This is a genomic window from Flavobacterium hydrocarbonoxydans, assembly GCF_009789235.1.
Taxonomy (GTDB): Bacteria; Bacteroidota; Bacteroidia; order Flavobacteriales; family Flavobacteriaceae; genus Flavobacterium; species Flavobacterium hydrocarbonoxydans.
The window spans coordinates 580,316-595,516 of record NZ_WSTB01000001.1; the positions used below are offsets into that span (position 1 = coordinate 580,316).

General features: G+C 35.3%; 9 protein-coding genes. 3 read left to right on the plus strand and 6 right to left on the minus strand.

From position 1 onward, the window contains the following. Positions 1 to 10 precede the first annotated feature (10 nt). From GON26_RS02465 to GON26_RS02480, 4 genes are all read right to left on the minus strand, one after another. On the minus strand, positions 11 to 3,049 hold the full coding sequence (locus tag GON26_RS02465) for a SusC/RagA family TonB-linked outer membrane protein (protein ID WP_160373125.1): 3,039 nt from the start codon (positions 3,047 to 3,049) through the stop codon (positions 11 to 13). A 962-nt stretch (positions 3,050 to 4,011) separates the two neighbouring features. Further along, entirely contained in the window at positions 4,012 to 5,031 is a 1,020-nt protein-coding gene (locus tag GON26_RS02470; RefSeq protein ID WP_160373126.1) for a glycosyl hydrolase family 18 protein, read from the minus strand. 84 nt (positions 5,032 to 5,115) lie between these two features. Continuing rightward, entirely contained in the window at positions 5,116 to 6,633 is a 1,518-nt protein-coding gene (locus tag GON26_RS02475) for a SusD/RagB family nutrient-binding outer membrane lipoprotein (protein ID WP_160373127.1), read from the minus strand. A gap of 11 nt (positions 6,634 to 6,644) precedes the next feature. Next, a complete protein-coding gene (locus tag GON26_RS02480; RefSeq protein WP_160373128.1) occupies positions 6,645 to 9,842 on the minus strand; it encodes a SusC/RagA family TonB-linked outer membrane protein in 3,198 nt (1,065 codons plus the stop codon). Positions 9,843 to 10,113: 271 nt separating this feature from the next. Between GON26_RS02480 and GON26_RS02485 the strand changes: the two genes are divergently transcribed. From GON26_RS02485 to GON26_RS02495, 3 genes are all read left to right on the plus strand, one after another. Beyond that, positions 10,114 to 11,166, plus strand: coding sequence for a sensor histidine kinase (locus GON26_RS02485; protein WP_160373129.1), 1,053 nt, complete (start codon positions 10,114 to 10,116; stop codon positions 11,164 to 11,166). Then, entirely contained in the window at positions 11,156 to 11,857 is a 702-nt protein-coding gene (locus GON26_RS02490) for a LytR/AlgR family response regulator transcription factor (protein WP_160373130.1), read from the plus strand. Before GON26_RS02485 ends, GON26_RS02490 begins: the two co-directional genes overlap by 11 nt. 164 nt (positions 11,858 to 12,021) lie before the next feature. Continuing rightward, a complete protein-coding gene (locus GON26_RS02495) occupies positions 12,022 to 13,488 on the plus strand; it encodes an MFS transporter (RefSeq protein WP_160373131.1) in 1,467 nt (488 codons plus the stop codon). A 93-nt stretch (positions 13,489 to 13,581) separates the two neighbouring features. Here GON26_RS02495 and GON26_RS02500 read toward each other — a convergent pair whose 3' ends face one another. Both GON26_RS02500 and fsa read right to left on the minus strand, forming a co-directional pair. Then, positions 13,582 to 14,076: a hypothetical protein gene (locus GON26_RS02500; protein WP_160373132.1), complete on the minus strand. Its 495-nt coding sequence runs from the start codon at positions 14,074 to 14,076 to the stop codon at positions 13,582 to 13,584. A gap of 91 nt (positions 14,077 to 14,167) precedes the next feature. Continuing rightward, entirely contained in the window at positions 14,168 to 14,824 is a 657-nt protein-coding gene (gene fsa / locus GON26_RS02505) for a fructose-6-phosphate aldolase (protein WP_160373133.1), read from the minus strand. Between the last annotated feature and the right edge of the window lie 377 nt (positions 14,825 to 15,201).

The window sequence follows — 15,201 nt, forward strand, 5'->3', positions numbered from 1 at the left end:
GATTGTAAGTTTAGAATGTTAAGTTTAAATTAAGACCAATACTTCTTGTTGATGGCATTCCGAACACATCAACACCTTGTAAACCTTCACCAGTACTTAAAGCTACGTTTGGATCGAATGGCGCATCTTTATAAATAAAGAATAAGTTTCTTGCTATTAACGAAAGACTAGCTGATTGTACGAATGGTAATGTTTTTTTATTAAAAGTATAACCTATCGAAATCTCTCTAACATTTACATTAGTTGCATCATATACATATTCTCCTGTTACTCCATTTCTACCAGAGTTATTGCTGTAGTAAGTAAATGGATCTTGCGAAGTTACCGCAGTACCATCACTAGCCTTTACACCATTAAGCTGAACACTTCCAGCATTTCTGGCATCACCAGTAGCTTTAGAAACTCCATTAAAGTCATTGATTGCCTGAGTTAAGCTTAAAACTTCACCTCCAAAACGGCCATCAATTAAGATATTAGCAGTAAAGGCTCCAAATTTGAACGTATTTGACCAACCTAACATAAAATCAGGATTTGCGTTACCTACTTCTTCCCAATCTGTTCTTTGAATTGTTCCATCATCATTAACTAATACTCTTCCCTGAGCATCTTTTTTAAAGTTAATACCTTCAATTACTCCAAAAGGTCTTCCTTCAACTAATGAAAATCTATAGTTGTTTGATCCTGGATCAGTCAAAACAATTCTTCCGTTTGCACTTTCAGCTGGAATATCATTTACTTTACTCTTATTTTGAGAATAGTTAATTCTTGATTCCCATTTGAATTTATCAGTTTTAACTATATCAGCAAATAAAACAACCTCAAAACCATTGTTTGAAATACTTCCTGCATTGATACCATAAAAAGTATATCCATTAGCATTTGTAGATTCAGCAGGAATTTGAATAAATTGGTTTTTAGTTTCTGAGTTATAATAGGAAACCTCAAAACCTAATCTGTTATTAAACATTCTCCATTCAGTACCTAATTCAAATTCAGATTTTAATTCCGGTTTTAAATCGGTACCTGGTTTTGGACCAACTGTAGGATTAACAATGTTTCCTGCAACAATACTTGCAGTTGGGCTTGTAATAAAAGCAGAAATATCATTACCAACCTGTGCATAAGTAGCACGAACTTTACCAAAGCTAATAAAGTCTGGCATTGTAGTCATATCACTAAGAATTGCTGTTGCACCTACAGAAGGATAAAAGAAACTTGGGCTATCCGTATTTACTAAAGTAGAAGACCAGTCATTTCTTGCAGCAAGATCTAAGAATAAATAATTTTTATAACCAAATGTTGTAGCAGCAAATACAGATTGTACTTCTCTGGCAGCACCAGTCTGAACGTTTCCGTTATTGTTTACGAAGTTACCTAATGTAAAAATGTTATCATAAACAAGACCTCCACCAATTCCTGAGTCTAATGTTAGACCAGTAGCTCTAGAACTGTTGATACTTGTTCCAAGTGTTCCATTAAATGAAAAATCTTCATTAATATCTGTATTAAACAAAGCAATTAAATCTGCATAGTTTTGAGTTCCAACTATGTTTGAGTTAATATATCTACCTGTTGGATGCACTAAAGAAGTAGCAGAACCAGCATACATTTCTTTCTCAAAAGTACTTTCAGTTCTATTATAACTATATCTTGAAGTTAAATGAAACCACTCAGCAATTTTATAATCTAAAGCAATTGCTCCATTGAAAAAAGTATTTGTATCAAGAGATTTTTGCTTGTTGATTTGCCAGTATGGATTTTCATTACTTTCGTTTACAGCAGCAAATCCAGGGTAGTTTTGTGTCATCATGTTTGTTACAGGATCAAAAACTTCATACGTTTTTAAATCATTTAAACTAAAAGATCTTGGATGAGAGAAAACACCGCTTATTGGGTTAAAATACAAACCATTTACTGGTCTGTTATTGATTTTTTGAGTTACATAATTTCCTGTAACAGCTACACTTAATTTATCATCAAAGAATTTACTTGTCTGACGAACACCAAAGTTATGCTTCATAATTTCATTTCCTGGCATGATACCCGTACCGTTAGTATTAGCATACGTTAAACTTGTACTAGCACCATCTGTAGATTTAGAGAAAGACATAGAGGTAATTTGAGTAGTTCCTGTATTAAAGAAATCTTTAATTTCATCATCTCCATCTACTTTTTGTTTTGCTCCCCAAGATCTTGGATCACCCACATTAGAAGCATAATCAGATTGGAATTCTGGTAAATAAGCAGCAGAATCAAAAGTAGTAACAGAGTTTACATTAAATGATTCAACACCTACTTTTCCTTTTTTAGAAGAAAGTAAAATTACACCATTAGCTCCCTGGCTACCATATAATACAGAAGCAGCAGCACCTTTAAGAACTGTCATTCCTTCGTAATCATCCGGGTTAATCAACGATACTACATCTCCACCGTCTTTGTTACCTCCGGCAAGATCTCCAAATGTTCCGTTTGGCTGACCTGAACCTGCATTATACAACGGAATACCATCGATAACATACAAAGGCTGGTTATTAGTAAATGATGAATTACCACGAATCACTACTTTTGTAGATCCACCAGCACCTGATGAACTCTTAGTAACGGCAACACCCGCAATTTTACCTGCAACTGTGTTCACAAGGTTGGCATCTTTTACACGAGTTAACTCTTCTCCTTTAAGCTCTTGTGCAGCATAAGTCAAAGATTTTCTTGTTTTCTTGATACCTAATGAAGTTACTACAACTTCATTTAATGAATTTGAAGATGCCTGAACCATTTTAACATTTATTGTAGTAGCATCTCCTACAACGATGTTTTGTGTTTCCAAACCTACATACGTAAAAACTAAGGTTTGTCCTTTTTGTGCATCTACAGCAAATACACCATCAAAATCGGTAACTGTACCTTTCTGACCTCCCTGTACAGCAACAGATGCCCCTGGTAACGGCATCCCATCAGAATCTGTAATCACACCTTTGATACTTTTTACCTGAGCAAGCGAAACTTGCGCTGTAAAAACAATCATAAAGATTAAGAAAATTTTTTTCATGTTTATTTATTTTTGTTAGTTATGATGTAAATTTATTCTTAACGTATTGTTAAAAAAAATAAATTATACAAACTGTCATAAACTTTAAACAAACGACATAAAACTTTCAATAATACGTTTTGCGAAAACGTTTTCACTTTAATGTATTATAACATTACTGAGGTTTTACTAGAATTTTATTTAAGAAATCAGTAGTTTCATTGTAAATACTGTTACCACTAGCTTATCCTTTATATAATGAAGCCTTTAGTTAAAAATTAAGATTCTTTTAAGGGTTTCAAGACTTCTATATTCCGTTAAAAATTTTCTTCTTTTAAAAAAAACAAACTATTCAAAAAGGTTTTTGGGCTTCAATTAGTACTATAACATTATCCATACCTATTTGAAACTTCATTTATGAGGTTCTAAACCCCGTTAGATAGGTTCCAAACTCCGTCAGACAGGTTCCGAACCCCGTTAGACAGGTTATCTACCAGGTCTAACCCGGTTCTGAACCTATCTGACCCGGTCCCGAACCTGTCTGGATAGGTTCTAAGGTCCGTTCGATAGGTTCCGAACCTATCCGGACCTGGTCTGGAACCTATCTGGATAGGTTCCGAACCTATCTAGCGGGGTTCCGAACCTATCCCAACCCGGTCTGGAACCTATCCAGCGGGGTTTGGAACCTGTCTAGCGGGGTTCGGAACCTGTCTGACGGAGTTTGGAACCTATCTGGAGGGGTTACGAACCTATCGGACGGAGTTTGGAACCTGTCGGGATAGGCCTTTCGCCTATCCAACTTAATCTGAAACCGGTATAGGATAGGCGCAAGGCCTATCTCCACAATAATGATGGGGATTGATTGATGTATTAGATTTGAAAAAATAAAAAAAACCTTTTGAGAATAAATCTCAAAAGGCTTCTAGAATATAACAACAACAAATAAATACTTATTCTTACCCGGTGCTGTGCTTTAATTCATCTTAATTTCCACACATCCCCGAAGTTTTATATCCTAATGCATTGTATTTTTTATGAATAACATCTAATAACGAATATTGATCAAAGGTGTCTTGTGCAATTTCCCAAATCATGATGCCTCCACTAGTCTCAGATGCTAAAATAACTTTCTGTTCGATAGTCGGTCTTCCGTTATAATAAATTTTGCCTAACTCATCTTTGTCTGCAAACTGCGTACCTGCTGCTACCATTTGAGCATAGGTTGCACTGGTTACCTCGGCATTGGTAAAATTATATCCGTAAAAAGGTACCCCCAGAGTGAGTTTGTCCTTGGCAACACCTTGTAGTTTTCCCCAAAAATCGATACCTTCTTTGGCAAACTCAAACGAACTGTGCTGACCCGGTTTATCTGGCGACCATGGTCCTGTACTATCATAGGCCATAATGTTTATAAAATCGAAAGCATTTAAAGCTGCCGTGGATATGTTTACAAATCGGGTATTATTAGGCAGAGCCGATGTAATGAGCAAGTTTTTGCTTTTTAAACTTTCTTTTAGTTCCAAAACAAATCCGCTGTAACCACTTGTTACGGCATCCCATTCCAGATCGACATCTACACCATCTAATTGATGAAGTTCTACAAATTGTACAATCTTCTTAATAAATTCAGGGCGGTTTTCAGGCGTATCAATAAGGTTGGACCAATTGGCCGCTACTTCTGATGAAATTACTCCACCAGCAACCGAAATACAAATTTTGATACTAGGATTTACAGTTCGGACATATTTAATCAGGGGATCAATATTTTTGTCTATTACTAAATTTCCCTGTGCATCCGGATTGGCAAATGCCAGATTAAGATGCGTGAGTTTGCAAAACTGCAGCGACTGCATTTTATCAAAATTGTGTGTCGCTAAATAGCCTACCACTCTCGCTGTTTTGGTAATAGGTTTTTCAGGATCTAAATCCTTTTGTCCTGAACAGCTTGTAAAAAAAGAACTTACCAAAAAAAGGATGCCTAATAAGGCTTTATTTTTAATCATAATTGCGAATTTAAACGGTTGTTTTCATTTTAATTAAGGTTAAAACAATACCCTATTAGACATAACTTTCTTTTTAAGATTATATTAGTTTACATCCCACCAAACTTTTCCATTCCAGTCATTTGTTCCGCCTAGTCTCGCTACAGCATCTAAATAATTGGCTTCATTTTTCTGCATCTCATCATTAGGGTAATACAAACGGGTAGGTGTTTTGCCTCCATTTCCATTATCAGGATTGGTTATAGGTAATAAATGAGGGTATCCTGTTCTTCTCCAGTTAGAATACGCTTCGATACTATTGAATAAATAAGTAACCCAGATTTGAGTTCCTATTTGTTCCATTTCGGTTCCAGCTACTAAGGGGTTAGCATTTACGTAAGTATCAATACTTGCCTGACTTGCCGGAGCTGCACCATAAATTTCTAATTGTTTGACACCAGCTTCTACTCCTTTTTTATAATAGTCAGCTGCTGATCCTGAAACCCAGCCTCTGAAAGCTGCTTCTGCCAATAACAATTGTGTTTCTGAATAACTCACGTGCAAAAATGGAGTTGTTCTTAGTTTTAAATAAGGCTGAATACCTGAAGCAGCATTAGAGCCTCCCGGAATATCCCATCTAAAAGTTCCCGGACGAATTCCTTCGTATAATTTTTCGCCAGGCGCTACAGGCCCCCAATTTACACTTCCCATTTTTGGCGTAGCAATCATGGTTAGTCTAGGGTCGCCATTATCTCTTAAATAGTCAATCAGTAATGAACTAAAATGATCTCCATGCTCATCAGATATATAACCATAAGACAATCCATTTCCTCTAAAATCAAGGGTAGCCGGATTATCATTAAAAGGAAAATCCAAATGACGCATAATACAGTTGTCTGCATTGCTTTCGAAAACACCATTTTGTAAAGCTGCTTTTGCTTGTTTTTCAGCTTCAGCAGGAGTTACCTCAGATATTCTCATTGCCAGACGCAAGCGCAGGGTATTGGCTAATTTTTTCCATTTAGATACATCTCCATTATAAAACAAATCTCCTTTTATTGCTCCACCATTAGCATTTAACTGCGCATAAGCTTCCTGCAATTCGCTAAAAAAGGCAGCGTAAATATCTTGTTGTTTATCATACTTAGGCGTTATAATTCCTTTAGAAAAAGCCATACCAGCTTCAGAATACGGAACATCACCATAAATATCTGTTAAACGATGTGCGATCATTACGCGCATAATTTTAGCCACTGCATTCATATTTACAGCTGTCTCATCACCGCTTGTTTTATCAATAATATCGACAACACTTTTTATTTCGTTAGCATACGCGTTACGCCATAAAGCTGTTGCATATTCATCTACTCTCTTAAACTTGCTGCCATATTCTGTTACAGCCCATGATCCGGAATAATGCTGCACAAAACCACCTGCATATATCAGGTTTGTTCTATGCTGATAATATCCGTCACCAGACAAACACAATTGTGTAAAGGTAAGCTGACCCGCTGGGTTAGGAGATAACGCTACCGGATCTTTTACCAGTTCGTCAAAGTTTTCTGTACAGCCTACTACTGTAAATACAGCAAGTGTGGCTATTATTATATTTTTAATTTTCATGATTTACTTTTTTAGAATGTAACTTTAATATTAAAACCATACGACTGTCTGAATGGTAAAGAGCCATACTCAAAACCTTGTCCGTTTCCTGATGTGTACATCGATTCCGGATCAATGTTTGGTAAATCCTTATTGAATGTCAATAAATTTCTGGCAAATGCAGATAAGTAGATCGAATTTACTTTTGAACCTGCAAAAACACTCTTAGGCAAGGTATATCCTAAACTTACTTCTCTTAGTTTTACATAAGAAGCATCATAAATAAAAGGAGCCGGTGTATTACGAGATACATCATCCCAATACGTTTGAGGATCTACAGGAGTGGTATTTTTTTCGTAAACAGGACTATCAGCAGTACCAGTATTTACAACACCATTTGCAATATAACCCGCAGTTGGTACCCATGTTCCCGGATTAAAATCAGGATCAGCTGCTGCCGCCGCTGCTCTTGCTGCATTATATTCATCTCTTCCTTCTGTAGTAACATCAAGAAGTCCTTTTCCTGCTGCAACCGAGTTGGTCATCGAATATACATCCATACCAAACTTCATATCCAATAAGAACTGAAGTGTGATGCCTTTATACGAAAATCTGTTGGTTAGACCTGCTGCCCAATCCGGTACGCCTTTTCCTAATTCTACTTTGTTTTCTGTATAAGTTGGAAGACCATTGGCTCCGATAATCACTTCTCCAGAAGGCGTTTTTAGAAAATCTTTACCAATAATAGTTCCGTATTGTCCGCCTACCTGAGCCACAATTGCGGCACCAGCCCAACGAGCCTCAGAAATATTATAGGTATTAATATTTGGATGTAATGAAACAATTGTGTTTTTGTTTTTAGAAAAGTTCAAGTCAACTCCCCATTCAAAATCCTTCGTTTTAATTGGCGTACCAGATAAAAATACCTCAATACCTTCGTTACGCAATTTACCAGCATTTACAGAAAGAAACTCATATCCTGATGTTGCCGAAGAAGCTAAATCAAGCGTCTGATCAGCCGTATCTTCACGATACACAGTAATATCTGCTTTTAATCTGTTATTGAAGAAAGCTGTTTCCAGACCAAACTCCACTCCCGTTTTCGATTGATATGTAAGGTTAGGATTTGGCGCTGCTGAATTTTTGATATTCACAACACTCTGACCGTCGTAAGCTGAATAAGTCGTATAGTTTAGCGCATTTTTATACGCTCCCGGAGAGTTCGAAACCTGTGCCCAGGAAGCTCTTAACTTACCATAAGTAAAGACATCACTTTTAATTTCTAAAGCATCAGAGAATATAAAACCTGTTGATGCAGCAGGATAAAAGGCCGATTCATCAGCACCGTATATCACACTAAACCAGTCATTTCTACCTGTAAACTCAGCATATAAATATCCTTTATAATCAAACTTAGCAGAACCGTAAATAGAATTTGTTCGTGTTTTTGTTTCAGATGGCGGGTTTATGGTCTGAGTCGAGAAATTACTAATATATTCTGTCCCTGGCTCAATAATATTGGTTCCAAAACTAGAATTTTGTGATCTTCTAAAATCTCTTCGGCCAGTTCCTAAAATTCCGGAGAAACTAAAATCTGTAGCCAGTTTAATATCACTAATAGTAGCAATGATATCTGTATTCATTTCAGAAACCGTAATATCATCCAATCCAAGGTATCCGTTATCTCTTCCTGGCCATGTACTTCCGGCTACCATAAAATCTTTAGAACCAAAAGTATAAGTATCAAGACCCGTTCTAAAAGTTACTCCCAGCCATCTTTTAAGCTGATAGGTTCCGGCAACATTACCCATAAAACGATTTTTCTTAGAAGAGTTATGGTTTGCATTTACCGTTAAATAAGGATTTAACTGATAAATATTATTGTTCCATTTATAAATTTCTCCTGTATCTTCATTTTGATAATGCTGCAGCCACGCCTGATCGATGTTAGGAGCCAGACCCGTTAACGAATAGCCTACGTTATTTGGCGAATCTCCTAAACCTGGTCTGTTTTGCGTATTTTCGACCATGTAATTGATGTTAGCATCTAAAGTAAATTTCTCTGATTTTAAAGTGGCACTTAAACTGGCATCGTTTCTTTCTAAACCTGAATTAGGAATAACATCCTCATTCTTCATATTGTTAAAACCAAAACGTACATAAACATTCTCACTACCTCCTGAAAGCGAAATTCCGTTAGTTAGTGTCGTTCCTGTTTTGAAGAAATCCTGAATATTATTATCCACTTTAGCATAAGGTTTCATTGAGCCGTCAAATATTATAACCTCCTGCCCTACTGATTCTGAAAATTTAGGTCCCCAGGCACTAGTCGTATAGCCATATATTTCGCTAGGTGCTTTTAAAGGATCCGGCAAAAGACCATGCGATCCTGAACCATATTCCGATTGAAAATCATCGTATTTTGCATTTACTCTGTCAAAGCTCACACCACTGGTAAGCTCAACTTGCAATTTTCCTTTACTCCCTTTTTTGGTAGTAATCAAGATTACACCATTTAAGGCTCGTGAACCGTATAAAGCGGATGCTGCAGCACCTTTTAATACAGACAAGCTTTCGATATTGTTGGGGTTAATACTGGAAATACCATCTCCACTATCTCTTCCGTCAAACCATTTACTTGCTGCAGCACTATCATTAGACAAACCTGTATTATCAATAGGAACACCATCTACAATATATAGCGGCTGATTATTCTCGCCTATACTTGAAATACCTCTAATAATAACCCTTGCACTTCCACCGACACCCGTGGCAGGAATCGAAACATCAACACCGGCAATTTTTCCGGAAAGCGCAGTAGCAACATTCGTTGTAATGACTTTATTTAATTGATCTCCTTTGATATCCTGAACTGCGTATCCCAGTTCTTTCTTTTGTCTTTTGATACCCAATGCGGTAACAACAACTTCATCTAAATTTTGTGCATCGGCTAAAAGCACAACATTTATTAAAGGTGAATCTGAAACAGGTACCATTTTTGTTTGCGTTCCGATATACGAAAACACAACTACTTCTCCTTTTGAAGCTTCAATGGAATACTTCCCGTCATAATCACTCTGACTTGCCTTGTTCGTTCCCTGAACGAGAATACTTACTCCTGGTAGCGGAAATCCTTTTTCATCCGTTACCAGACCTTTAATTGTTTTCGTTTGCGCGAAGGTGGTAGTCGCTACTAGAAAAACAACAAAGATTAACATAAAATTTTTCATTTTTTTCATGGTTTTGTTGGTTAAGCGATAAAATTATTGTTAATTTTAACATAAATAAAACTAATTATACAAACAACTTAAAACCTTAAACAAACGACACGAAACATTCAATAAAGCGTTACACGAAAACGTTCTCTAACAAGAATAATAATAAGTTTAGCAGATTTCTTAAAATTTTATTCAAAAAAATTGTGTTTTTAGTGGTAAAATGTTTAAAGTTGCATAATAAATCACCAATTGAGTTACAATACCATAAATCACAACAATTAAGTTGAGCGAAATCCAAAAATTAAAATTTGATATCAAGCTTCAAAACCACATTTGGTTTTGGGGAAGCTATTTCACTCTCAATTTTTTAAGATGGGGCGCTTACTTTAATGATTACCCTTATTCTTTCAAATCGAACTTAATTGAGTTTTCATTACACATTCCTTTAGTCTATTTCAATCTATTTGTTTTAGTTCCACGTTATGTCTTAAAACAGAAATACATTACCTATACCTTTTCCTTATTAGTAAGCTTGTTTGGAGTTTATTTATTAAAAACGGCACTCACCTATGTAATCATTTCCGAAAATATCTGGCCTGAAGCCAATAGAGAATACCATCCATTTGATATCAATCATATTTTAGCGGTTTGTATAGGTGAATTGTATGTTTTGGCGATGGCATCCTCAGTTTATCTGACATTGACCTGGTTACGGGAACGCGAAAGAAACCGATCGTTGCGCGAAAATCAGTTTAAAATCAAATTAAAATATCTGGAGAATCAGATACAGCCGCATTTTTTCTTTAATACTTTAAACAACTTATATGCGTTGTCATTAGAATCTTCAAACAAGGTTCCGGATGTAATCATAAAATTATCACGATTGATGGAGTATGTATTGTATGATGTAAAATCGACAAAATTTGTTCCTTTAATAAAAGAGATTGAATACATTCAGAATTATATCGAGATAGAAAAGCTTCGTTTTGAAAATGTTGAAGTTGCTGTAAATCTCGAATCGAATATTGAAGAAGTAAAGGTTCCGCCACTCATATTTATTTCATTAGTCGAAAATGCCTTTAAGCACGGCGGTCTGAACAATCAGAACCTGAAAATCAAAATCAATTGCAAAGTTATCAACAACCAGACGCTGGACTTTGAAATCATCAATAACTTTGTAATTTCGCAAAATGTAAAGAATAAGGGCGGTATTGGACTAATCAATACCAAGAAAAGATTAAAATTGATCTATAAAAACAATTTCGATTTAAAGTATAAAACTAAGTTCAATTACTATATAATTCGTTTGCAAATACCACTTTATAATGAAGATTAAATGCCTTTTGGTCGATGATGAACCTTTAGCTATCAAAGTTCTACAAAATTATTTGACAAATTTTGGAGACTTTGAAGTTATTGGAACTTTTTACAATCCGTTAGAAGCCTTAGATTTCATAAATTCAACTCCGGTAGATGTAGTCTTTCTGGATATCAACATGCCCATGATGACCGGTTTTGAATTAATAAGTTTAATCGAAAACAAAACCAAAGTAGTTATCACAACCGCCTTTAGAGAATTTGCTGCCGAAAGTTATGATTTAGATGTTTTGGATTATCTGGTTAAACCAATTCCGCTTCCGAGGTTCATAAAATGTATCAATAAAATTACTACCGAATTCAATTTAAAGAACAACATCAAGGTTGAAAACGCTAAAGGAGACTCACATATCTTCATTAAGGTTGATAAAAAAATGATGAAAATAAACATGGAAGAAATCCTGTTTGTCGAAGGCATGAAAGAATACATAAAAGTTGTAACTCCCGATAAAACCTATATCACGCACAAATCATTAACCTCATTATCAGAAGAATTACCTACGGAGCGCTTCATCCGAATTCATAAATCGTATGTAATCGCTCTGGATAAAGTAAAATCTATCGAAGGAAATCGTATTCAGATTTCTTCTTATACAATTCCAATTGGTCGAAATTACAGCAAAGAAGTAAAAAATAAAATTTTAGAATAGTTTACATTTTAATACCCTTAAAATTAACACTTTGTTGAATAAATTGTGTTGTTGGTTTAAATTTAACATTATTTGTGGCTTTTTATTTTTTTTTGATAATTGTAACAAATATATTTACGGTCTTCAAAAAACAATAAAATTAAAAAATTAACCTAATCACAATTATGAGTTCAGAAAATGTACAAACCAAATGGGGACAATTTATCTCATTGATAATAGTCTTCTTCTTTTGGGGTTTTGTTGGTTCAGCCAATGACATCCTGATTCCAGTATTCAAAAAAGTATTTACTTTATCGCAAGTACAATCACAATTAGTAGCCTGGGCGTTTTACGCTGCTTACTTTGTAGGGTCAATAATTTTCTTTATAGTATCATTAAAAGTAGATGTTTTACAAAAATTCGGATACAAAAAAACACTTTCAGCAGGATTAGTCCTTTCAGCAGTTGGTTCATTTTTATTCGTTCCTGCCGCAACAATGGAAAGTTTCCCATTCTTCCTAACCGCTTTATTTACGGTAGGATTAGGATTCTCAATTCAGCAAATCGTAGCAAATCCCTTAGCTATTAAAATGGGAAGCCCTGTAACAGGAGCACACCGTTTGACACTAGCTGGTGGAATAAACTCTTTCGGAACTACAATTGGAGCGATCTTGCTTGGAATTGCTCTTTTCGGAATGGGAGACGATAAAAAAACATCCCTTTCATTAGAAGACATCAAATTACCATTTATTATTCTAGGTCTTGCCTTTATTATTGTGGCAGTCTTCATGAATTTTTCTAAAATTGAAGATCCTGAAAAAGAGGAAGTTGTTGTAAAAGTAGCACACGAAAAATTCAATATCTTCGATTATCCTCAATTATACTTGGGAATGTTAGGTATCTTTATCTATGTTGGAACAGAGGTTACCATCATCAGTAATTTACCGGCACTATTGCATACAGCTGAATTTGGAAATGTACTAGAAGACGCTATCGCTCCTTTTATCGCATTATACTGGGGAAGTTTAATGATTGGTCGTTGGAATGGTGGAGTAAACGTTTTCAACACTTCAACTTTAGTAAACACAGCATTAAAATTCATCGTTCCTGCATTAGCTTTTGGAGTAATCATTGGAGCTAACATCTTTGCTGCACATGATGTTTCTGGATTTTACATCTACCCTATCTGGATTTTAATCTTTATTGCAGTAAGTTTTATTGGCGGAAAAGATGCTGGAAAAACATTAATGCTTTTCGGAATTTCAGGTTTACTTATGATGTTGGCCGGATTGGTTTGCCCTGATACTGAAATTGCTAAATTCTTCTTTATCTCTGGAGGTTTATTCTTATCGATCATGTGGCCATCTATCTTTGATTTGGCTATCGCAGGATTAGGAAAAAACACTGGAAAAGCGTCATCTTTCTTAATTATGATGATTCTTGGAGGAGGAGTTATTCCTTTGGTTCAGGGAAGTATTTGTGATTTTGATATCACTAGCCCAGAAGGAATTTTCGGTATCACCTGGACACACTTCTCATACATTGTTCCACTTTTAGGTTTTGCTTATTTAGGATTCTATGGTTACTACTGTCCAAAAATATTAAAAAGACAAGGCATCACGCATATCACAAGCGAAGGCGGAGGTCACTAAATCTTTGTAAAAAAAATCCAACTTTTAAATTCCAAATTCCAATAATTAATAAAATTGGAATTTGGAATTTTTTTATTGGATTTTTTTTAAATTTTACTTCGCAGTATAAATATTATTCAAATTCTTCTTGAAAATTTCCTGGCTTTTTGCGGTCAAAGGATATACGACATCTTTATCAGCATGCACAATTACTTTTACAATATGCAATTCTAAGAGTGCTTTTGGATCTTTAATTTTTATCGTGCAGGCTCCATCAAAATAGCCGTCTTCTTCAATTATCTTTTTAGCTTCTAACACTGTTCCGTCGCTTAAAACTGCAGAAATAGTCATGGTATTATTTAATGTTTTCGAATAAAATCCATCCATAACCAGCATCAGTCGATAACTATTTTTCAGCTCAGGACCTTTAAACTCATGGCGCGTGATATTATATCGCAAACCTTTGGCCAGAGTTTGAAATTTAACCGTACAATCCAATTCAAAACTAGCTACATCACCAGCTTCGTTAACTTCTTTTAGAATTTTGGCTTGCGCATTTGCAGTTAAACCAGCCACCAAAAACGTCAACATTACAAGTATTTTTTTCATAAGTTAGGTATTATTTAGTACCTAAAAATATAAAAAAAATCGCCATGTTTACCAAGAAACATGACGATTTAAATATTATTTAAGGACTCTATTATTTATTACCCTTCTCGAAATCAGCCACAAACTGCGCCAATCCAATGTCTGTTAACGGGTGTTTCAACAATCCTGCAATTGCAGAAAGTGGTCCTGTCATAACATCTGCACCAATTTTAGCACAGTTTACAATGTGCATAGTGTGACGTACAGAAGCTGCCAAAATTTGAGTTTCATAACCGTAGTTATCATAAATTAGTCTAATTTCCTCGATTAATGCTAATCCATCAGTCGAAACATCGTCTAAACGACCAATAAATGGCGAAACATAAGTAGCTCCAGCCTTAGCCGCTAATAAAGCCTGACCTGCAGAGAAAACCAAAGTTACGTTAGTTTTAATTCCTTTATCCGAAAAATATTTTGCAGCCATTACACCTTCTTTAGTCATCGGCAATTTTACCACGATTTGATCGTGCAATTCAGCCAATTCCTCTCCTTCTTTGATCATTCCATCATAATCCAGCGCATTCACCTCAGCACTTACATCCCCTTCAACAAGATTGCAAATGTCCACATAATGCTTCAGGATATTGTTTTTTCCAGTGATTCCTTCTTTCGCCATCAATGACGGATTTGTAGTTACACCATCCAAAACACCTAAAGCTTGTGCTTCTTTAATCTGAGCTAAATTTGCTGTGTCAATAAAAAATTTCATAATTATATTTATTTAATTGTGTTCTATAATCTTGTTTTGAGCGTGCCCCAAGGGTCGGGTCTTCCGCTGTATCTTTTATTTTTTTAAAGAAAAAAAATAAAAGGATGCCGCTTCACCCCCTCACGCAAACTCCGTGTAAAATTACGAAATGAATGCTAATATCAATTATAATTTCAAAACTCAATTCATAAATTATGTTTAAAATTGAGATTTATAAAAAATAATCAATCAAAACTCAAACGCAAACTTGTCATTCAGCAGGAATCTCTACTCGCAGTGATTTGCATTTGCTGAGATTCTTACAGAATGACAAACTATGTCGAAAAAAAATACGCAATAAAAACGCAATCTTGTCATTCAGCAGGAATCTCTACGCG

What these genes read in the sequence shown, in the direction of transcription:
- GON26_RS02465 (WP_160373125.1), bottom strand. Translation starts at nt 3,049, where the DNA reads ATGAAAAAAATTTTCTTAATCTTTATGATTGTTTTTACAGCGCAAGTT.
- GON26_RS02470 (WP_160373126.1), bottom strand. Translation starts at nt 5,031, where the DNA reads ATGATTAAAAATAAAGCCTTATTAGGCATCCTTTTTTTGGTAAGTTCT.
- GON26_RS02475 (WP_160373127.1), bottom strand. Translation starts at nt 6,633, where the DNA reads ATGAAAATTAAAAATATAATAATAGCCACACTTGCTGTATTTACAGTA.
- GON26_RS02480 (WP_160373128.1), bottom strand. Translation starts at nt 9,842, where the DNA reads ATGAAAAATTTTATGTTAATCTTTGTTGTTTTTCTAGTAGCGACTACC.
- GON26_RS02490 (WP_160373130.1), top strand. Translation starts at nt 11,156, where the DNA reads ATGAAGATTAAATGCCTTTTGGTCGATGATGAACCTTTAGCTATCAAA.
- GON26_RS02495 (WP_160373131.1), top strand. Translation starts at nt 12,022, where the DNA reads ATGAGTTCAGAAAATGTACAAACCAAATGGGGACAATTTATCTCATTG.
- GON26_RS02500 (WP_160373132.1), bottom strand. Translation starts at nt 14,076, where the DNA reads ATGAAAAAAATACTTGTAATGTTGACGTTTTTGGTGGCTGGTTTAACT.
- fsa (WP_160373133.1), bottom strand. Translation starts at nt 14,824, where the DNA reads ATGAAATTTTTTATTGACACAGCAAATTTAGCTCAGATTAAAGAAGCA.